The organism is Leeia aquatica (genome assembly GCF_012641365.1).
GTDB classification, from domain to species: Bacteria; Pseudomonadota; Gammaproteobacteria; order Burkholderiales; family Leeiaceae; genus Leeia; species Leeia aquatica.
On the sequence record NZ_JABAIM010000002.1, the window covers coordinates 462,017 to 482,494 of the forward strand.

A 20,478-nucleotide genomic window follows, 5' to 3' on the forward strand; every position below is an offset into this window, starting at 1 on the left:
CCATGGCCCGCATACCGACCCCCACCCCATTCAAGATGACGTCCAATACCATGACCCCATCCTTCCGCCCTGCCCTGCTGGGCCTGTTGATTGGCCTGACCGTGCTGCAGCCGCTGCAAGCGGCGGTGCTGCAGACCCGTAGCTTCCAGTACGACGCCATGGGCCGCCTGACCCAGGCCATCGACGCCAATGGCAAGATCACCCAGTTTGCCTATGATGCCAACGGCAACCAGACCCTGGTAACCGATGCCAACAACAACAGCACCCGCTACAGCTACGATGCACTGAACCGGCTCAGCACCATTACCGATGCCAACAACGGTGTCACCACCCTTGGCTACAACCTGGCCGACCAGCTGACCAGTGTCACCGACCCGCGTACCCTCAAGACCCAGTACCAGTACAACGGCCTGGGTGACCTGCTCAAGCAGATCAGCCCGGATACCGGCAGTACCAGCTACCGCTATGCAGCCGACGGCCAGCGCAGCGGCCAGACCGATGCCCGCAACAAGGCGACGGACGACACGCTGGACGCCGCCGGTCGAGTCACCCAGCGCAACCAGGCCGGGGTGATCACCCAGTACAGCTATGGTGCCGCCAACGACCCGGACCCCACCCGCATCGGGCGGCTGGTCCAGTACACCGACCCCAGCGGCACCACCCAGCTCGGCTACAACCTGCGCGGCCAGCTCACCCGCAAGAGCATCAGCTACACCACGGTGGGCAGTGTCACCGCCACCCGGGTGCTGCAGTACCAGTACGATGACAAAGGCCGCCTCAGCGGCATCACCTACCCCAGTGGCCTGCAGATCGGCTACCACTACACCGTCGACCAGCTCGACAGCATCCAGCTTAACGGCCAGGACCTGATCAAACAGATCCAGTGGCAAGGCCCCAGCCAGCGCCTCAGCAGCTGGACCTGGGCCAATGGCCAGCCAAGCCAGTGGCAATACGACAGCAACGGTCGTATCAGCCTGATCAAGCACGGCGACCGCTACAGCAAGAGCTACCAGTACGACGACGCGGGTCGCCTGCTGCAACAGAACGACAGCCTCACCCCGGTGCTCGGCCAAAGCTACCAGTACGACAAGCTCGACCGGCTGACCCAGACCACCCGCAACACCACCACCGAACAATACCAGTACGACGCCGACAGCAACCGCAGCAGCAAGACTGTTGGCAGCGCCAGCACTGCCTACAGCTACCCGGCCACCAGCAACCGCCTCAGCAGTGCCGGCACCACCGCCTTCACCTACGACGCCGCAGGCAACATCACCAAAGGCCGCTACAGCTACAGCTACGACAACGGCGGACGCCTCAGCACCGTCAAGAACGGCAGCGCCTCGCTCACCAGCTACCTCTACAACACCCTCGGCCAGCGCGTCATCCAGAGCAGCAACAGCAAACCCATCCACTACGTCTACGACGAAGCCGGCCACCGCATCGGCAGCTACGCCGACCCGGCCACCCAGCAGATCAGTGACGAAACCGTCTGGCTCGGCGACCTGCCGATCGCCACCGTACGGCAAGACAACGGCCAGGCCAAAGCCTGGTACCTGCACAGCGACCACCTCGCCACCCCACGGCAAGTGGTGGACCCGGCAGGCAACAGCATCGTCTGGCAATGGGAAGGCGAAGCCTTTGGTGCCACCCCGCCGGACGAAGACCCGGACCACGACGGCAAGAAGTTCATCCAGAACCTGCGCTTCCCGGGCCAATGGCAAGACCGGGTGAGCGGACTGGTATACAACTACTACCGCGACTACGATCCGGAGCTGGGCCGCTACATCCAGAGTGACCCGATCGGGCTGGCGGGTGGGATCAATACTTATGGCTATGTGGAGGGCAACCCACTTGATTCTATTGATCCGCTTGGATTGAGCAGGTATAGGGCTGCTTCGGGTGGGGCACGTTTTAACCCCAATAATATAATTGCACGCCAATTGGAAGCTCAGATTCGGGCGCGAGACCCGAACTTTAGCAATACGCAATTCGAAAGCCCGAACAGTCAGGGAGCAACTGCAGGAGAAATTGCACGCCTTCAAGCGATATTGCGGAGACTGAATAGCCCTAAGTCCGCTACAGCTTGTTCTGAAGGGGATCCACCAGTCATACGCAGTTCTGGCAAATATAATACTCCAAGGAGCACCTTACCAAGAGGACCTGGAGGAGAATTCTTGCCACTCCCCGACGCAACTGGCGCTCACTCAACTATTGGTCCGCGGATAGGCAGTGATGGAAAACCTTATACACAAGGAGCAACATTTGATAGTAATGGAAAATTTTTAGGCAGGACTGATGTTACAGATCACCAGAGCCCACATAGACCCGGGCATACAAATCCGCATCATCACCCTGCCTCCCCTACAAACCCAGGCCATATAGACCCGAAAGCCGGCCCTGTTCCAGGCCCTTTACCGTTTCCTTGAGGTTTATAATGTATTGGGAAATAATTATTTTTGATGAAACTGGCCTGTCCGGCATTTCAGTCGCAGAAATGATAAAGGAATTGCTGAAAGTGGTTGCTTGTAGCCGCATTCATGTTTATGAGTTTGAGGGCATAGCCGATCAAAGCGCTTGGGAAAAAGTTTTAGAGAGTGGGCATCTAAAAACCAATGAATTTATTGACTTGATTAGGGATGCTATACAAGTGGAATGGGCTACGTTCTGCTTGTTGAAAGACAGCAATACTAATTCGCACTCACAGACATATTTTGAAAGTTATCTTGAGTGCATTCGTGATAGCGATGTCGTTGTTCGGTGTGCTGACGGTACGGATTTTTTTATCTACACAAAAAACAATGACTTGAGCACAACAATACAGACGAAATACTCATGTCTATCTGCGACCCAGATTGATTTGATGGATGTCCGATGGCCGGGATAATGCTGTGAGCTGCCTTGTATTGATCACCTTGCACAAAAACGCCACCACTACCCCTGCCACCCGCGAGGCCAGCAAGTAGGGCGCAATCAAAGCAAAGCGTATTGCGCCGCATGAAGCAGCCAGCGTGCGATGCTCATGGGGTAGCCGCCCTACCCCTAAAACCGCTCCCCCATGCCCCCTTAGCCCACCCCAAGCCCGCCGCCTCCCAGGCGTGGGCTGCATTTCTTTGCAAGTCAACGCTTTGCTATATTTCCCTGGTTGTTCTCACTCTTCCTCAAACTCGCACCCCGATATGAGGTCACGTCCGGATGTTTAGCCCATAAGCGGGCTTAAAGTCCACCCCCTTTTACCCCACACCAGACCCACCTGCGCGATGCACCACTCACCCCACCCGACTGGGTATGGCTCGGCTATCCGAATGTGATATTCAAGGCGTGCACAGCCTATCTGACCGATAGTCCATCAAGCAGGCAGGTTTCCCGGTGGGCTCTGACTGGAGGATGGTTTGCACTATTCAGGCTGGATGTTTGCCTGGCGGGCCAACTCTGCTGAGTAACTAAACATTGCCACGTACCTGTCCGAGTAGACAGGTACGTGTGTAGTCCAGCCTATGGCAATGTCAATTGCATGCCAGTGAAGCGCAATGCTACTATCCACGACATCCCCTTCATATTATGTCACCTAAATGTTGCGTAAAGCTAACCCTCTGCTCTCTGGCTTGGTACTCACGTTTTTGGCTCACTCTGCGAGTGCAGAGATTACTCCTGAAAACCCCAATGTCATGCAATGGTATTGGCCATACCTTTATGCGGACCAAGGCATCGGTTACCCTGGATCTCTTCAATCAAGCGGCACCACCATTTACGCCAATGCCTGCAGTCTGATCGGGGCTGTAATGGTGCCAAAGTATTGGTGGGGCCAACGTATAGGCAATGAGTGTCGGTATTTTCCACCTAATGATCCTAGTGGCACTTATGCTGCAGACATTATGGGGGGCGCATGTCCTTTAGGTGCGTATCCAATGCCTGATGCTGAGCGGCGATGGATGGAGTGTCATGGCCTGGAGAAACTCCCCATAGCCGTCGCCAAACAACCACCTGCCGGTACCTGCCCCGTACCTACAAAGCCGACTCAAGTCCCCGACGCGGGTGGCAACCCTGTCCAGTTCTCCACCGGGCGTAAAGTGCAGCGCGAGGTTGATTATGCCTCTTCTTCCATCTCTGGCCTGAGCTTCACCCGTACCTATAATAGCCAGCTGGCACGCACGATTCTCGCTAGTCAGTTGCTCATGAGTGTCGGCAACCACTGGACCCACAACCACTACTACCGTCTGTCATTGGCTGCCGACGGTGTGATATTGCGCGCCATCCGCCCCGATGGCCGGGTGCTGCACTTCAAGGCCGGTTCCGGTTCCTCTTGGGTCAGCGATGCCGATATCAACGACAAGGTGGAGAAGCTGGCGGATGGCTGGCGCTATGTGCAGCCTGATGGCACCGTGGAGTTGTACAACACTGCGGGTCTGCTGCAGTCGCGCACCTTTGCCTCCGGTATCCGTTATGACTATGGCTATGATGCCAACGGCCGGTTGAGCTCGGTGGCCGATGCCTTTGGTCATCAGCTGGGCTTTGCCTATAACACTCTGAATCAGGTCAGTGAGCTGACCGATCCAGCCGGGCAGAAGATCAGCTATGCCTACGATAACCAGGGCAATCTGGCCTCAGTGACCTGGCCGGATACCAAGGTGCGCCAGTATAGCTATACCACCCGTTCTCCGGCTTCCGGTTATCAGCCCGGTCTGCTGACCGGCATCACCGATGAGAACGGTGCTGCCTTTGCCCGTTGGGATTACGATGCCGAGGGTCTGGCGACCTTGTCCGAGCATGCCGGTGGGGTGGATGCCTTCCGCTTTGCCTATAGCAAGGATGCGAGTGGCAAGCTGACGGCGGTGGATGTGACCAGTCCTTTGAATGCGAGCCAGCATTATGTGCTGGGCAATAGTCTGGGGGTGAATACCATCCTGTCGGTGAGTCATCCGCTGGAAGCGGGCAAGCAGCGGGTTCAGGGTTTTGATGCCAACGGTAACCTGTCGCAGTTCACCGATTTCAATGGCAGCAAGACGGTGTACAGCTATGACCTGACGCGTAATCTGCCGACCAAGCGGGTGGAGGCCAGTGGTACGGCCCTGGCCCGTACCTTCACGACGCAGTGGCATGCCAGCCTGGCCTTGCCCTTGAAGGAGGCCGGTCCGCTGTTGATCACCAGCTATGGCTATGATGCGCAGGGCAATCTGCTCAGCCGCAGTGAGCAGGCGACCACGGATGCCAATGGCAGCAAGGGCTTTGCTGCCACGGTGAGCGGTACGGCCCGTACCTGGACCTATACCTATAACAGCTTTGGTCAGTTGTTGACCGAGGATGGGCCGCGTACTGATGTGAGTGATGTGACGTCTTATGCCTATGATGCACAGGGTAATCTGCTGTCGGTCACCGATGCGGCCGGTCTGGTGACGCAGTATGGGGATTATGATGCGCATGGCCGTGCGCAGAAGATCACCGCGCCAAATGGCAAGGTGACCTTGCTGAGTTATCACCCGCGCGGCTGGTTGCTCAAGCGGGATGATGCCGGTCTGATCACCGAGTTTGCTTACGATGGTGTGGGTCAGCTCAAGCAGATTCGCCGTGCCGATGGCAAGGTGCTGGATTACCAGTATGACGATGCGCACCGGCTGGTGAAGGTGAGTGATAACCACGGCAACCAGATCCGTTATCAGCGGGATAACGCGGGCAATGTGTTGCTGGAGGAGCACAGCGACAGCAGTGGTCAGCTGGCCAGCCTGCGCTTGCAGCTGGAGCCGGCACAGCAGTTGCTGTCTGCGGCGCCGAATATGCCCACCGGCCGTAGCTGCAGCAGCCTTTAATGTGTCGTGCCCCCCGGTCCTGTCACGATGCTTTCGGCATATCTGTCCACTGCGTTGTCCAGCCCGGGGAGAGGTGAGTTTGGCGCATGTGCCAGCTGGGGTTTGGAGTGTCGGTGGCGAGGTGGATGGTGCTGCGGCCCCATTGCTGGTTGATCTGGTCCAGCACCTGGTTGAGGACTTCGCGGCGGGGGGACTGTGGCGACTCGGCCAGCAGGTCGGGCTGGTGGGCGTGTTGCGGGCGGAGGTCCAGCAGCATGACGCCAGCCTTGGCGTAGGCGTAGCCAGGGCGATAGAGCTGGCGCACCAGCTGCAGCGCGTGGCGGGTGAGCTGCAGGATGTCGTCGGATGCATTGTGCAGGCAGTGGTATTGGCTATTGCTGTATTGTGGGTGTTCCAGATGCGGGTTGGTGCGCAGGTAGACGGCAAGGCCTCCTGCCAGCGAGTGCTGCTGACGCAGCTTGTGGCAGGCGCGCGCCAGATAGCTGCTGACGGCTTGCTCCAGCTCGGCGAGCTCAAACACGCTGCGACCAAATGAGCGGGTACTGATGATCTGTTGCTTGTCTTGCTGTTGATGCACCAGCATCTGGCAGGGTTGGCCGTGCAATTCCAGCACGGTCTGCTGCACCACCACCCCATAGCGGCGACGCAGCCAGGCGCTGTCTGCCGCCAGCAAGTCGCCCACTGTCTGCAAACCATCCAGTCTCAGCCGGGCCGCCAGCCTGCGACCAATGCCCCATACCCATTCTGCCGGAGAGTGCTGAATGAGCCGACGGTGCGCCTCATGTGCAGGGTTCAGCGTAAACACACCCTGATTCTGTGCTTCACGTTTGGCGTACAAGTTAGCCAGTTTGGCCAACGTCTTGCTGGGACCAAAGCCCACCCCTACTGGTAGTCCGGTCCATTGCAGCACCGTTTGGCGAATCTCTTGCCCCAGTTCGGGCAAGTCGTCCATGCCGCTGACATCCAGAAAACACTCATCAATACTGTAGATTTCTTGCTTAGGGGCAAAGCGGGCCAGCGTGCTCATCAGGCGATGCGACATGTCGGCATACAGCGGGTAATGGCTGCTGAAGGCAATCACCCCCAATTTGCGGGCTTCAGCTCTTACCTGATGCCAGGGGGCGCCCATGGGAACGCCCAGGGCCTTGGCCTCTGCGGAGCGGGAGACGATGCAGCCATCGTTATTGGACAGCACCACCACCGGCTTGCCACGCAAGCGGGGCTCAAATACCTGCTGGCAGCTCACATAAAAGGAATTGGCATCCACCAGCGCCAGCATGCTCAGGCCTCCACCACCCAGGCGGTGACCACACCCCAGATCAGCAGCTCCTGCTCAGCCGACAGGGTCAGCACCGGCCAGGCCGGGTTTTCCGCCAGCAATTGCACCTGCCCGGCGCGGCGAGACAAGCGCTTGACGGTGAAGGCGCCATCGACCACGGCCACCACCACATCATCGTGCCGTGCGGTACGGGAGCGATCGACAATCAGGATGGCGCCCTCCGGGAAACCGCGCGCCGGGTCCGGCCCCGCCATGCTCTGCCCGCTGACCCGGAAGAAGAAGGTAGATTCCGGGTGTGTGACAAAATGGCGGTTCAGATCCAGCGCGGCCTCTGCCCAGTCTTCCGCCGGTGAAGGAAAACCAGCCGGCATGCGGCAGCCGCTCAAGGGACGGGCTTGCAGGCTGGGCTGCAACGTCGCGCTTGCACAGGGTATGGCGGTCGTGTGGTTCATCTGTCATTCCCCCATCAGGGTGGGCTGAATTTCACCCATTCATTATAGAACAATCGTTCTATAAAATTCAAATGTTGAGTTCACATCCGTCAAGGCACATGCGATTGACATGCCCTGCATACGCATGACAAGCTGGCGCATCCCCTGCTCACCGGAGTCTTCTGCTCATGAACACCGCATTCCGCGCTGCAGCCCTGCTGCTACTCTGCCCTGCCCTGCTGCACGCCGCTACCGTTCCAACCGTCGCCTATGAAAAGACGGTCACCCTGCGCGGTGTCGTCAGCAAAAATTTTACGCTGACCCTCAGGCAGGGCATTCGTATCGAAGGGCTGGCCGCAGCCTGCCCCAAGGATGCCAAACAGGGTGCGGTGTACCGCGTGATCACCCTGCACGATCCGCTGGACCGGGTAAGCCAGATGGTCGGCAAAGAAGTGCAAGTAGAAGGCGAGTTCGCCTCATGCGGTTTCCTCAAAGGCCAGCCTAGTCTGGACATGGTGTCGATCACCCCGGCCAGATAAACACCCGTTCGTGCACAGGAGCATGTCGTGCCAGACATCCGCTTTGTGGTGATCCATCAGCCGGGCCCCACCTGGCAGGCGGGCGTTCCACTGTTTGAACAGGTGGGACTGCAAGCGCATATCGACCACTACCGGCAATGGCAACAGCAGGGCCTGTTGCTGTGCGGTGGTCCGTTTACCGACCCGGAAGCAGGCGGTATGATGGTGTCAAGGGCAACACTGCACCACGATACCGTGGTGCAGTTTGCCCTGGCGGACCCCGCCGTCCGCAGCGGGCTGCTGACCGTCACCATTCGTCCCTGGCTGATGGGCATGCAGCACCCTGATCTATCCCTCTGAGGTTGTCATGCTGATCCGTATCTGGAAGGTGGCACTGGCTGCAGGCCAGGGTGCCGCGCTGGAGCATTTTGCCCACACCATTTCGCTGCCCATGTTCCGCCGCCACACGGGCTGCCTGGGTGTCTTCTTCAACCGAGATGAACAGACCTGCGTGACCGTCACCCTGTGGCGTTCAGAAGCGGACATCGCCGCGATGGAGGCTACTGATGATTATCAGTCCGTGGTGGCACAGATTGAGCAGAGCGGCATTCTGGGAGACGATCATCACACGGAGCTATACACGGTCTATGGTGGCTTTGTCAGCCCGGCACTATCACCCCAGTTAACACAGGAGTAATTTCCCATGCGTATTGCAGTTTTGTCCGACATTCACGGTAACCTGCTGGCACTGGAGGCCGTAGTAGCCGATCTGCGACGACAAGGCTGTGATGCAGTGGTCAATCTGGGGGACAGTGTTTCAGGTCCTTTGCAGCCGCTGGAGACAGCGCAACTTTTGATGTCGCAATCCGGCTGGATACATGTAGCCGGCAATCACGAGCGGCAATTGCTCAACTTGCACCCCGGCTCGGGTCCTGGAGATCGTTACGCCCGTGAGCAATTGGGGGAGGCAGAGCTGGCCTGGCTGGCGGCCCAACATCATAGCCAGCGGCTGACCGATGAGGTCTGGCTGTGCCACGGCTCACCCAGCAGCGACGTCACCACTCTGCTGCAGAATGGCGAACGCCCTGCATCGCCACAGGAGATCGAAGCCCGGCTGGGGCACGTTTCTGCCGAGCTCATCCTGTGCGGGCACTCCCATATCCCGCGCAATGTCCGCACCCGACAAGGCCAATGGGTCGTCAACCCTGGCAGCGTGGGGCTGCAAGCCTATCGTGATGATCATCCTTGGCCTCATGTGGTGGAGAACGGGAGCCCGGATGCTCGTTACGCACTGGTAGAACGCCAGGCGGCGGGGCAATGGCGGGTCGAGCTGCGCAGCGTGCCGTATGCACATGAGGCGGCTGCCGCACTGGCAGCACAACGCCAGCGGCTGGAATGGGCACAGGCCTTGCGTACCGGCTACCTGAGCTAAGCCGTGGCACAAATATACAAGCCACCATCGGGCAGTCCGGCTACGCTCCCCCCGTTACCCTGAAACTGCATGCCATGTATTGCTACCACGCCCTCCCCCTCGCCTTGCAGACGGAATGGCACACCCCGCAACAGCGCCTGGCGTATGCGGTGCATAGCACCTTGCAAGGGCTGGTGGATCATCGGCAGTACCTTGTGCAGGTTCAAGAACTGGAGCAACGTCCGACCGATACCCAGCTGGCCCGGCAGTTCCGCCTGCTACGCCTGCTGGATGGCAACCCGCTCACCAGCCTGTTTGCAACAGGCTTGCCGGAAGCTACCTTTCTGGCCCGCTGGAACCAGCTGCAACGCTGGCTGCAGCTGGGGGTGAAAACCTGGCTGGATGATCGTCCATCACGCGTGCGACGGGATAGCCACATCGGGCCGGACGACCCCCTGCGCCCGCAGGTGATCGCCCATTTCATCGACTGCTGGCAGCACGCCCTGCCCGATGCGGGGCTGCTGAGCAGCCACCTGCAGCAACTGGACCTGCAGCAGCAGGCCACCGGGGAGCTGGCACAACTGCTGTTGTACCAACCTGGGCTGGAGCTGGCAGCATGCGCGCAGACCCTGGGCTGCAGCGTGCGCACCTTGCAGCGGCAATTGCAGTCCTACGGGGTGCCGTTCGCCCGCTTGCGCCAGGCCATCCGCCTGCAGCGCGCCACCCAGGCCTTGCTGACCGGTACGCAAGGCATGACTGACATTGCGCTGGACTGCGGCTACTTCGACGCCGCCCACTTCAACCACCAATGGAAGCTGAGCACCGGACTGACGCCACAACAATATCGCAGCCTGCACCAGCTGCACTGACTGACACCGGCTGGCGTTTCCATACAATCGCCCGCCTCTTCTGTCCGACATGATGCCTCCACCGCTGCGCTGCGCAGCTCTGTTGGAGCATCCCATGTCACCCTCTGCACCACCCCGTCGCCTGGAGCCTGCCCTGCTGCTTTGCCTGTTTCTGGCAGCCATGGATACCACCATCGTGGGCACCCTGCTGCCGGTGATCCGGCAGCAGCTGGGCCAGCCGGAACTTTATGCCTGGCTGGTGTCCGGTTTCATGGCCTGCATGGCACTGACCGGCCCGCTGGCCGGTGCGCTGGCCGACCGGTGCGGCGCACGCTTGCCACTGAACCTGGCCTTGCTGCTCTTCCTTGCAGGGTCGCTGCTCGGCACGCTGACGCACAGCATGCTGTGGCTGATCGTGGCGCGCGCCCTGCAAGGCTTGGGCGCGGGCATGCTGATCGTGCTGAGCTATGCCGCGCTGGCACAGTTGCATCCGGCGCAGCGTGGCCTCGCACAAACCCGCATCAGCATGGTCTGGGGTGCAGCCGCCATGCTGGGGCCATTGGCAGGCTGGCTGATCAGCCAGTACACCAGCTGGCGGCTGGCGTTTGCGCTGAACCTGCCGCTCGGCCTGCTGTGCTTGCTGGCGTTACAACACCCGGCGCTGGCGCAAGCCGCCCGCCGTGGCGTACGCCTTGATCCCGCCGCACAGGTGGGCTTCGGCCTGCTGATCGGTGCCTGCATGCTGCTGCTGAGTGCCATGACGCACCCGGTCGCCTCATGGCTGTTGCAACTGGAGGGCATGCTGGGTGCAGCCGGGCTTGCCTTGTTGATCTGGCGTGTACGCCAACAGCCGGAGAGCAGCCCGCTGCCACAGGCCTTCCTGCACAACCCCAATCTGCGCACCAGCCTGCTACAAGTGGCGCTGTATGCCTCGATCACGCTGGTGCCACTACTGCCCGCCTTCAGCGGCCCGCAAGCGGGCAACCGTATTGGTTTGCTGGTACTGGCGGGTGCCGCAGGCATGGTGCTGGCCTCCGCTCGCTGCGGCAAGCGCATTGCCGACTGGGGCTATCGCCGCCCGCTGTTGCTCGGTAACCTGCTGTTGCTGCTGGGTATCGGCTGGCAAGCAGGCTGGCCCGCCAGCGCTCACTGGATGGGCTGGGTGCTGGCAGAAGCGATGATTGGCTGCGGCATGGGACTGGTGGCAGCGGCCAGCGTGGTGCTGGCCCAGAGCAGTGCCCGCCCGGAGCATGTTGCCCGTCACACTGCAGCCATCCAGCTGGCGCGGAACGTAGGCGCAGCAATCGGCCTGCATGCCCTGGTAGCCCTGCAACCCTGGCTGACCACCCCGGCGCTGCCTGCGTTGGCGTCGGCCCTGCTGCCCTTGCTGGTGCTCCTGCTCTTCAGTGCCGTGCTGGGTACACACCTGCCTCGCCAATATGGGCAGTTGGCCCCCGTGTGCGACCATTGACAATGGCCACGCACCAACCCTAAGGTATGGCTACCCGATTGAATCATGGCGCCATACCGGTCGCCCCCCCTGCACAGGATTTGTACCATGCACAGCCTGACCATTTTGCTTGGCATCTTGGCCGCCCTGCTGGTCGGCGTCATCAGTCCCGGCCCCAGCTTTTTGCTGGTGGCCCGCACCTCGGTGGCGCAGTCACGCCGTGCCGGGCTGATTGCGGCGCTCGGCATGGCTTGCGGCGCCACCGTCATGGCACTGATCGCCCTGCTTGGCCTGCATGCCCTGCTGCAAAGCGTACCGGTGCTGTATACCGTGCTGAAGGTCACGGGGGGAATCTACCTGCTGTATCTGGCCTGGCAGGTGTGGCGCGGTGCGGCAACACCGCTGCAGGTGCAGGGTGATGGCCTGCCCGCACAGGCCCTGACCCGCACCTTCTGGCAAGCCGCAGCCACCATGCTAAGCAACCCCAAGGCCGCCGTGCAGTACGGCGTGATTTTCGCCGCCATGCTGCCCGCACACCCGGAGCCCGGCTTGCTGCTGATGCTGCCGCCTGCGGTATTCCTGCTGGAGGGCGGCTGGTACACCCTGGTGGCGCTGCTGCTCTCCTCGGAAGCCCCCCGTCAGCAATACCTGCGCGCCAAAACCGGCATCGACCGCGTAGCCGGTGCGGTACTGGCGCTGCTGGGCATCAAGCTGCTGCTCTCCCGGCAGTAAGGGCGGATGGCATAACCGGCTGGGCCATGCCGTGGCTGCGCCTTATTGGTCGGCCAGCCCTTCCACCTGAATGCGCAGCACCACCGTCATGTCAAAGCCATATTCCTTGCCCGCGGTCAGACCAAACTGATCGCGCTCAAAGCTGCCCAGCGCGTCTGCGCCGCATACTTCCCGCTTGAACATGGGATGCGGCACACACTTGAAAGACAACAGCTTGAGGTTGACCGGGCGAGTGGTACCCCCCAGCGTCAGCTCGCCATCCAGCCGGGTCGGTACGCCCTTCTGAAAACCGGCCAGTTCTCCCCGGTAGATGGCGTACTGATGGCGGGTCACATCAAACAGCGCATCGGTCCGGGCCCAACGGTTCAGCAGCTCATTACCAAAATCCACACTGGCCAAGTCAATGGACACCTCCACCGAGCCGGTACCCGCAGCCTTGTCCAGCATTGCCTTGCCCTTGCTCTGGTTGAACTTGCCACGCCAGGTGGAGATCCCCATGTGATCCGCTTCAAAGCTGGGGAAGGTATGGGTCGGGTCCAGCGTATAGCTGACCGGCGCTGCCATCGCCGCCCCCGTGCACAACAGCATTCCTAAAGCAAACGCCTTCATCAAACTGCTCCGTGGATACCTCTCAGTCCGCAGGGTGCCGGTTTGTGGCGGGAGCGTCAACTGCAGGAGGGCGGGTCACTGCCCCATCCACCCGACCTCAAATGCGATATTGGACAGCAGGCGGCAAGGGTCGCATTGAAAGTCGAATGGCGCAATCCGGGGCCGTTGGCGCGGCCATGCTTGCCCGCAGGATGGGCAGGGTCGGCGGGATTCGCTTTCGAGGTCTGACCCCTCATGACAGTACAGATAGTAGTAAAACGGCCGTCCGGTTTGCTGGGTCAGGGCATCACACAATGCTCGGCCGCGCCGGGTGAGCGCACTATCCAGCGCTGCAAGCTGGTAGGTCGTTTCCGCCTCCAGCAGCTCGCACCCCATCTGCAGGCTGTCGCAGGCGCGGTAATCGGATTGCCACGACAGCAGCACCTGACTGTGCAAAGCCCCTGGTAGCAAGCGATAAAGCGGAACCTGTCCGCCACAGTCCAGGCAACGTACGGGTGAGCCCAGATGCAAGAAGTGAGTGTACAGGGCAAAGCTCGAACTGTGCACACAGGAACAGGCCATCGCTTCCGAAGCCCCCTCTCCGAGGTACTGCACCGCCATACCTTGCGGAGGCAGCGCCGCCAATGCTCGGCGCACCTCGGCGCTGTGGTACACGGCATCCAGCGCATCCACCTCCAGCGTCTGCACCTGCGCCATCAGGTGCAAACCCTCCCAATGCACGGGCCAGTCTTGCCCACAAATCTGGCCATGACGGTACAGCGCCGCCAGCACAGCCATGACCTGATGGTACAAGCTGGATTTCCCAGCCTCGGATTCGGCGGTAAACTGAACTGAAGCCGCTGTACATACATGTCTGGATCACCTCGGAGGGCGCACCAATACCACACATGTACTGCGCCCATCGGTGCGCGTCAATAGAAGGGAACAACCGGGTCAGGAGAATGGCCCTACCTGTGCATTCAGCGCACCACACCACCACACAGGCGCAGGCTGTAGACCGGCTGCCTATCCTGGGTTAACAGTTCGTCGCCATAAAAATCCTGCAAGCTGCCTTGCAAGGTGCAGCGGTATGACCAGCCATCCCGCATGTAGTGGCTGGGGCCCCGCAGGGGTAATTGGTCCGGGCTGGCGTTGAGGGCTTCACGCAAAACCGCGTACACCCCACGCCAGTCTTCCACCTGCTCACTGACGCCCCCGGAGTAGGCCATGGACCACACGGCGGTGCCTTGAAAATACACCACTTCTTGCCCGCTGAACCGGGTGAGGCCGACATAGATGTCCCGGTACAGCCAGTCACCCTCGGTATATTCCAGCTGACGGGAATCCGGCAGCAGCGGCGCAACACTGGCGTCGTCACCCTGGCCCGCGTAAGTGGCCAGTTTGGCGCGCCGCAGAAAAGCATGCAGGGCTTGCATATCCATGAATACTCACTCCGCCGGTAAAGCGGGTGAGTATTCCAAACTGCGGCTATACCGTCAAACCCGGCTCAGGCTTCCGCCACTTTCACCACCAGTTTGCCGAAGTTCTTGCCTTCCAGCAGGCCGATCAAGGCTTGCGGGGCTTGCTCCAGCCCGTCGACCACGTCCTCGCGAGACTTGATCTTGCCCTCTTGCAGCCAGCGGCTCATCTGAGCAAAGAATTCGCCGTAGCGGTGGCCGTAGTCATCAAAAATGATGAAGCCTTGCATACGGATGCGCTTGGTCAGCAGAGTACCGGCCAGTACACCGAGGCGATCCGGACCGTCCGGCAACTTGGTGGCGTTGTAGTTGGCGATCAGGCCGCACAGCGGAATACGTGCGCCGGTATTGAGCAGTGGCATCACGGCATCAAACACCGCACCGCCGACGTTCTCGAAATAGACGTCGATGCCGGCCGGGCAGGCCATGGCCAGTTGTGCCGGAAAATCGGCCGCGCGGTGGTCGATGCAGGCATCAAAGCCCAGCTCCTCCTCCACGTAACGACATTTGGTTTCGCCACCGGCAATCCCCACCACCCGGCAGCCCTGCAGCTTGGCGATCTGCCCGACCAGCGAACCGACCGCACCGCTGGCCGCCGCCACCACCACGGTTTCCCCCGCCTTGGGCTGACCAATGTCCAGCAGGCCCATATAGGCGGTGAAGCCGGGCATGCCGAGCACATTGAGCGCTTGCGAGGGTTGAGCCAGCCCGGTGAGCTTGTTCAGGCCGGTACCGTCAGACAGCGCGTAGTCCTGCCAGCCACTCATCGACAGCACCAGCTCACCAGCAGCAAAACCGGGGTGGCGCGAGCTGACCACCTGTGCCACCGTACCGCCCACCATCACCCCGCCCAAGGGCACCGGCGCGGCATAGGAGGGACGGTCGCTCATACGGCCCCGCATATAGGGGTCGAGCGACAGCCACAGGGTACGCAGCAGTACCTGACCTTCCGCCGGTTGCGGAATGGCTTGCTGTTCCAGCCGGAAGTCTTCCAGCGTCGGCGCGCCCACCGGGCGACGGTTCAGCAAGATCTGACGATTGTGGTGGGTGGATTGCGTCATGATGCGTCCTTCATTGTGAGGTCAATCAGGCTTGGGACTGAATCTGGTAGCCCAGCCGTGGGAAATGGATGTGCAGGATGCCGGTATCGGTATGCTCCAGTTGCAGGGTGACGCGTTGCGTGTCCAGATAGCGCAGCTGGCCCTGCACCGCCTCCTGCGGGTAATGCTCCGGCATCACGCTGACCATATTGCCAATGCGCAGCTCACCCTCGTCACCTCCTGTCGGCAGCGCTTGCGGAGTCGCCGCCAGGGCTATGGCCAGCGCGGCATCGGCGGTCAGCTCACTGCGTTGTCCTTGCCCCCAAGCGGCCATGCGCGCCATCCAGTCTGGCAGGTGGCGAGCTGCGGGTAGCAGCTCGTCCAGCCAGCCGGCTTTGTGCAGGAACCAGCACAGCTGGTAGACCCCGAAATCCCCAATCGCAGGCAGATCCCCGCCCAGCCAGGGCGAGGCGGACAGGGCCTGGTCCAGCATGGACAGTACTGGCGTGAGCTGTGACGACAGGTGCGGCACATTGGCCGCCAGATGATCACGATCAAGATCCATCTGCGGGTGCATGCGAATACGATCATCCAGCAGGGCTTGCGGGATTTGTGCTGCTCGCTTGCCCATGAGCAGATGTATTCCTTGCCAGAACAGGGTCACATCCACCAGCTGCGAGAGCAAGGCAGCTTGCGCTGCGGGCGCACCGCTGGCCAGTGCGGGTGTGGGGAAGCGCTGTTCCAGCTCTTGCGCAATCAGGCTGGAGTCGCAGAACAGATCAGCCCCGATCTGCAACACCGGCGCGCGACGGTAGCCGTGGGTCAGCTTCATCAGATCCGGCTTGGGCAACACCGGCGGCATCTGCACCGAATGCCAGGTGAGCTGCTTGTAGCCCAACAGCAGGCGGATTTTCTCGGAGTATGGCGAGGCGTCGTAGTGGTGCAGGATCAGGTCAGGCATTCAAATAAACTCGCTATAATATAGTGAGCTATATTAATAAATAACTAACCTGCTGTCCAGTAACTTGAGACACCCTGGGCTAAGCAGCCCAAGCCAGCACTCAATCCGCGCCACTCCCCAGATACTCCGCCACAATCCGGACATAGGCTCCGCTGTCTTTCAACTTCTTCAAGCCCCGGTCCAGCTTGGCGGCCATTTGCTCGCCATTCGGTGTTTTCCGGGAGAACATCACGTAATAGACATTGGTTTCCACTGCTTTAGGGTGATGGGTAAACCGCTTCTGCTCTTCGGGACTGAACAGCTCGCGGATGATGCCATAGCCGACAACCTTGGAGGTCTGATAGGCATCGATCCTGCCTGCCAGCAAGCGCTTGAAATTGATCTCTGCCGTCGGGGATACTTCAGTTTGCAGGCCTTTTTCCTTGTACTCGATCTCCTGCTTGTAACCGAGGGTCACGCCAAGCCGATAGTGCTTAAGATCAGTCCAGTCGCGCCAGTCAAACGGCGTGGTCTTGAGGTGGAAGAAGACCCCCTCATCCTTGACCAGTGGAATCTTGTTAATAATAAATTCCGCCTCGCGTTCCGGCGTCCGGTTCCAAGGATAGGTGGCATCATACTGTCCAGTTTGTACATACACGTAGCTGCGCTTCCACGGGAAGTATTCGTTGACGACCTTCACCCCTTCCAGACGAAACGCCTCACCCACAATTTTCTCGACCAGCTTGGCTTGTGCATTGCTCTCCGATGTATAGGGTGGCCAATCACCTATGGCCATCCGGACGATCTCTTCTGCCGTAGCACGGGCTGGCCACAGGCCAAGTATGCCAAGACACACCATGATGCTGAGCAGCGGTTTGAGCAAAGTATTGATTGTTTGCGGAAAGGCCATCGCAAACTCCTTGGTGAATGTTGCTTTGAGTATAGGCCAGCCTGCTGCCAGTATCGGCATGATGGGTCCGCTTTTTGACCGGAATCGGGCTGGCTGCATGCACGCTGTCCGCGCATACTCCGTTTATTTCTTCATCACGGAGCCTAGCCATGCCGCACTACCGTAGCCGTGACTTCACCGCCAGCCGTGCCTGGGGGGCGCTGGATATTGCACAGTTAAACGGTATCAGTGTCCGCCTGCACTGGACTGACCAGCCCTATCACTGGCATGTGAATGAGGGGGAAGAGGTGTTTGCCGTGTTGGATGGGGTGGTCTGCATGCACTATCGAGAAGAGGGTGAGGTCCGTCAACTCATGCTGCAGACTGGGGACATTTTCCATGCTGGGGTGGGCTGTGAGCATGTCGCCCACCCGCAAGGCGAAGCCCGCATTCTGGTGATTGAGCAGGCGGGCAGTGAGTAAGCGCACGCGCGGGTGGCTGAATTGATCAACCACCCGCATGGTCCTGCATTAGGTCATCATGCTTACCCTGCGCTGGATGCATACTCCGCTATGGGTAACTGACCAAATTTACCTTGCTGGTAATCCATGATGGCCTGCCGGATCTCTTGTTGAGTATTCATCACAAACGGTCCATGGCTGGCGATGGGCTCCTGCAAGGTCACCCCAGCCAGCAGCACCACCTTGCTTGCACTGCGCGCCTGCAAGCGTACCCCGGCACCAGCGGCAGACAAAACCACCACTTGTGGGCCTTGCACGGTCACATCGGCAACCGTCACCTCCCCTTCCAGCACTACCACGGCCAGCGCTTGTCCGTCCGGCACGGGTGCCAGCAGATCTGCCCCCGCCTGAAGGCGTGCGTCCCACAGATTCAGCTCGCTATAGTGATGCGCGGGCCCGGTCAGCACACCATGGGCGTCGGACCATTCCCCGGCTATCACCCGCACCTCACCCTGCCCACCCGGCAAGGTCACACGTGGGAATTGGGCGTCCAGCAACGTCTGGTAACCGGGTTGGCGCATCTTCTGAGCTGCGGGCAGATTCACCCACAGTTGCACCATCTCCATCATGCCACCCTGGCGGGTGAAGGCTTCACTGTGAAACTCATCGTGCACCACGCCGGACGCAGCCGTCATCCACTGCACATCGCCCGGACCAATGGTTCCGCCACCGCCGGAAGAGTCTCGGTGCGACACCTCACCCTGATACACCAGGGTTACGGTTTCAAATCCACGGTGCGGGTGCTCACCGACACCGCGTGGCTGCGTGGCGGGCGGGAAGTAGGTCGGCCCCGCATAGTCCAGCATCAGGAAGGGATTGAGCACCCCGTCTGCAGTGTTGGGCAGCAACAAGGTGCGAACCGGGAAGCCATCACCAACCCAGTGCTGGGACAGCATGCCATGCTGACTGCTGACTTGTTTCATATTCTGACTCCGTATCAAGTTGAGATGGACCCAGTGTAATCGCCCCGCTGTTGTCGCACCAGCCAGCACGATCGACATGCACCGTTCCATATGCAGGACAATCAAACCAAGCACAAAAAAAACAGCCCGCATTGCGGGCTGTTTTACAAGGCCGGCTTAAGCCGCTTGTGGGGGGGAAGCTTCCCCTTCCGGCAACGGACGGCCACTTTCTTCATACTCATGAATCAAGGCGCGGCAATCCATCACTTTCAGATCATTGTCCTTGGCAAAGGCCATGATGAAAGCGAATACACGGGGGTTGATGGCTTCGAGTTGACGGTCTACCGCCACGCAACGGATATCGTCCAGGTTCATTGGACGGACATAGGGTGAGTAGGACATTTTCTGGTCCCACCCAAAGGTGGACAGGATGCCGGACAGCCGCTCCGCCCAGTCGCTGGGGCGGAACGGGCGACCGTTACTGGTCACACCCTGAATGATGATTTCATACGGATTACAAAACATGGGCAAACTTGATCTGGATATTTGACTTGAGCGTTGTGACCGCTATTATAGCCTATTCTCCGGAACCTCCCCAATGCTTACAGTCTGTGTAAGTATTTTTGCCGACCCCCACCTCACTGTGCAGTCTTGAGTGCGGCCAGCAGCGCTGACGTATCCACCAGCTGTTCAGGCTCAAAGGGGCGCTTCAACTGCTGGTTGTCCTGCAGGAATTGCTTCAGGTCCCGCAAATAGCCGATCAACCCGCCTTCCGGGCGGTTACGCCGCAGCAGCTCATTTCCATTGTGAATCCGCACCGAGTTCAGCATGCCGATCAGGTCAAACGCGGTATAGGGTTTTTCACCTGCAAAAGTCATGCCGTTGAGGATCTTTTGATACTCCGCCCAAGCCGCATCGTTTTTCACCCAGCGCACCGCGTGCACCCAGCCCACGAAGAATCGGCGCAGATCATCTGCCGGGATCTCTTTCAGCGTTTCCGCATTACCCACAAACCCTTCTGGAATCACACCCGGCCAGTTGCTGCTGTTGGCCACCTCGACCCCATTACCCTGCCGACGCGCGCGCAAGGCCTGCGGGTCATAATTGACGATCAGCGGGAAGCGCCCCTGGATGAATTCGTCCGTCATCTTCTCCGGCGTGGCCTCCACCGCCTTCACATCCGCGAGACGCAGACCGTTTTGCTTCAGGTACTGATTGAGAAAATAAGTCACCGACGGCTGGTTGAGGTAAATGCCGATGGTTTTGCCTTTCAGGGCTTTGACATCCACCCCGTTCCGCCCAATGATTTTGTCACCACCGTGTGACCAGTCGGTTTCACCGAGGATGACAATCGGCACCCCTTGCTGGTGCAGGCCAACCCAGCTGCCGATCATGTCGAGCGCAATATCAATCTTCTTGCTTTGCAGCGCCGCATTCAGTGACTGATTGTCCGGAAAGTTGGTGACCTGAACCTCCAGCCCCTGTTCTTTCCAGAACCCCTTGCTTTCCGCCACATTCAGCGGTGAGAACGCAATCCAGTGAATCATGCCGACCCGGATAGGCCGGGCCAACACCGCCGTCATGCACAAGGACATACCGCACAGCAACAACAGACGCAACGCTTTCATGACTTCCCCTCTGACAAAG

Annotated in this window: 22 protein-coding genes and 1 pseudogene; 11 read left to right on the plus strand and 12 right to left on the minus strand. The window is 59.9% G+C overall.

What is annotated here, in order from left to right; translation table 11 throughout:
- The first annotated feature begins 2 nt into the window (after positions 1-2).
- From HF682_RS11325 to HF682_RS11335, 3 genes are all read left to right on the plus strand, one after another.
- A complete protein-coding gene (locus tag HF682_RS11325) occupies positions 3-2,429 on the plus strand; it encodes an RHS repeat-associated core domain-containing protein (protein ID WP_168877397.1) in 2,427 nt (808 codons plus the stop codon).
- 8 nt (positions 2,430-2,437) lie between these two features.
- Positions 2,438-2,887 carry a hypothetical protein gene (locus HF682_RS11330; protein ID WP_168877398.1) on the plus strand — a complete coding sequence of 150 codons (450 nt, stop codon included), beginning with the start codon at positions 2,438-2,440 and terminating at the stop codon, positions 2,885-2,887.
- Between the two features lie 1,021 nt (positions 2,888-3,908).
- Positions 3,909-5,804 (plus strand): DUF6531 domain-containing protein, encoded by a 1,896-nt coding sequence (locus tag HF682_RS11335; protein WP_168877399.1) that lies wholly within the window; start codon positions 3,909-3,911, stop codon positions 5,802-5,804.
- Between the two features lie 22 nt (positions 5,805-5,826).
- Here the strand turns inward: HF682_RS11335 and HF682_RS11340 are convergent, their stop codons facing one another.
- Complete coding sequence (locus HF682_RS11340) at positions 5,827-7,083, minus strand: Y-family DNA polymerase (protein WP_168877400.1); 1,257 nt, start codon at positions 7,081-7,083, stop codon at positions 5,827-5,829.
- Positions 7,084-7,085: 2 nt separating this feature from the next.
- Positions 7,086-7,535, minus strand: coding sequence for a LexA family protein (locus HF682_RS11345; protein WP_168877401.1), 450 nt, complete (start codon positions 7,533-7,535; stop codon positions 7,086-7,088).
- Positions 7,536-7,702: 167 nt separating this feature from the next.
- Between HF682_RS11345 and HF682_RS11350 the strand changes: the two genes are divergently transcribed.
- The 7 genes from HF682_RS11350 to HF682_RS11380 all read left to right on the plus strand — a co-directional run bounded on the left by HF682_RS11350 (position 7,703) and on the right by HF682_RS11380 (position 12,473).
- The gene (locus HF682_RS11350; RefSeq protein WP_168877402.1) at positions 7,703-8,053 is read left to right on the plus strand and encodes a hypothetical protein; all 351 of its coding nucleotides are present in this window, start codon (positions 7,703-7,705) and stop codon (positions 8,051-8,053) included.
- Between the two features lie 27 nt (positions 8,054-8,080).
- A complete protein-coding gene (locus tag HF682_RS11355; RefSeq protein ID WP_168877403.1) occupies positions 8,081-8,392 on the plus strand; it encodes a YciI family protein in 312 nt (103 codons plus the stop codon).
- Between the two features lie 7 nt (positions 8,393-8,399).
- A complete protein-coding gene (locus tag HF682_RS11360; RefSeq protein WP_168877404.1) occupies positions 8,400-8,729 on the plus strand; it encodes a hypothetical protein in 330 nt (109 codons plus the stop codon).
- A gap of 6 nt (positions 8,730-8,735) precedes the next feature.
- Complete coding sequence (locus HF682_RS11365; protein ID WP_168877405.1) at positions 8,736-9,464, plus strand: metallophosphoesterase family protein; 729 nt, start codon at positions 8,736-8,738, stop codon at positions 9,462-9,464.
- A 74-nt stretch (positions 9,465-9,538) separates the two neighbouring features.
- Positions 9,539-10,312 carry a helix-turn-helix transcriptional regulator gene (locus tag HF682_RS11370; protein ID WP_168877406.1) on the plus strand — a complete coding sequence of 258 codons (774 nt, stop codon included), beginning with the start codon at positions 9,539-9,541 and terminating at the stop codon, positions 10,310-10,312.
- A gap of 94 nt (positions 10,313-10,406) precedes the next feature.
- The gene (locus tag HF682_RS11375) at positions 10,407-11,762 is read left to right on the plus strand and encodes an MFS transporter (protein ID WP_168877407.1); all 1,356 of its coding nucleotides are present in this window, start codon (positions 10,407-10,409) and stop codon (positions 11,760-11,762) included.
- A gap of 87 nt (positions 11,763-11,849) precedes the next feature.
- Entirely contained in the window at positions 11,850-12,473 is a 624-nt protein-coding gene (locus HF682_RS11380) for a LysE family translocator (RefSeq protein ID WP_168877408.1), read from the plus strand.
- A 42-nt stretch (positions 12,474-12,515) separates the two neighbouring features.
- Here HF682_RS11380 and HF682_RS11385 read toward each other — a convergent pair whose 3' ends face one another.
- The 7 genes and pseudogenes from HF682_RS11385 to HF682_RS11410 form a co-directional block, all read right to left on the minus strand.
- On the minus strand, positions 12,516-13,037 hold the full coding sequence (locus HF682_RS11385; protein ID WP_205882035.1) for a YceI family protein: 522 nt from the start codon (positions 13,035-13,037) through the stop codon (positions 12,516-12,518).
- Between the two features lie 120 nt (positions 13,038-13,157).
- Positions 13,158-13,682 carry a DUF2310 family Zn-ribbon-containing protein gene (locus HF682_RS11390; RefSeq protein WP_505712047.1) on the minus strand — a complete coding sequence of 175 codons (525 nt, stop codon included), beginning with the start codon at positions 13,680-13,682 and terminating at the stop codon, positions 13,158-13,160.
- 21 nt (positions 13,683-13,703) lie between these two features.
- Positions 13,704-13,904 (minus strand): annotated as a pseudogene (locus tag HF682_RS18150) (DUF8589 domain-containing protein); the annotation flags it as partial.
- A gap of 137 nt (positions 13,905-14,041) precedes the next feature.
- Positions 14,042-14,503, minus strand: coding sequence for a DUF5680 domain-containing protein (locus tag HF682_RS11395; protein ID WP_205882036.1), 462 nt, complete (start codon positions 14,501-14,503; stop codon positions 14,042-14,044).
- 65 nt (positions 14,504-14,568) lie between these two features.
- On the minus strand, positions 14,569-15,600 hold the full coding sequence (curA, locus tag HF682_RS11400) for an NADPH-dependent curcumin/dihydrocurcumin reductase (RefSeq protein WP_168877410.1): 1,032 nt from the start codon (positions 15,598-15,600) through the stop codon (positions 14,569-14,571).
- Positions 15,601-15,625: 25 nt separating this feature from the next.
- Positions 15,626-16,540 carry a glutathione S-transferase family protein gene (locus tag HF682_RS11405; protein ID WP_168877411.1) on the minus strand — a complete coding sequence of 305 codons (915 nt, stop codon included), beginning with the start codon at positions 16,538-16,540 and terminating at the stop codon, positions 15,626-15,628.
- A 100-nt stretch (positions 16,541-16,640) separates the two neighbouring features.
- The gene (locus HF682_RS11410; protein WP_168877412.1) at positions 16,641-17,489 is read right to left on the minus strand and encodes a substrate-binding periplasmic protein; all 849 of its coding nucleotides are present in this window, start codon (positions 17,487-17,489) and stop codon (positions 16,641-16,643) included.
- Between the two features lie 89 nt (positions 17,490-17,578).
- Here HF682_RS11410 and HF682_RS11415 point away from each other — a divergent pair, with 89 nt between their 5' ends.
- The gene (locus HF682_RS11415; RefSeq protein ID WP_168877413.1) at positions 17,579-17,890 is read left to right on the plus strand and encodes a cupin domain-containing protein; all 312 of its coding nucleotides are present in this window, start codon (positions 17,579-17,581) and stop codon (positions 17,888-17,890) included.
- Between the two features lie 62 nt (positions 17,891-17,952).
- Here HF682_RS11415 and HF682_RS11420 read toward each other — a convergent pair whose 3' ends face one another.
- The 3 genes from HF682_RS11420 to HF682_RS11430 all read right to left on the minus strand — a co-directional run bounded on the left by HF682_RS11420 (position 17,953) and on the right by HF682_RS11430 (position 20,459).
- Entirely contained in the window at positions 17,953-18,852 is a 900-nt protein-coding gene (locus tag HF682_RS11420) for a pirin family protein (protein ID WP_168877414.1), read from the minus strand.
- Between the two features lie 156 nt (positions 18,853-19,008).
- The gene (locus HF682_RS11425) at positions 19,009-19,356 is read right to left on the minus strand and encodes a DUF3579 domain-containing protein (protein WP_168877415.1); all 348 of its coding nucleotides are present in this window, start codon (positions 19,354-19,356) and stop codon (positions 19,009-19,011) included.
- A gap of 113 nt (positions 19,357-19,469) precedes the next feature.
- Positions 19,470-20,459: an ABC transporter substrate-binding protein gene (locus HF682_RS11430; RefSeq protein ID WP_168877416.1), complete on the minus strand. Its 990-nt coding sequence runs from the start codon at positions 20,457-20,459 to the stop codon at positions 19,470-19,472.
- Positions 20,460-20,478: the final 19 nt, after the last annotated feature.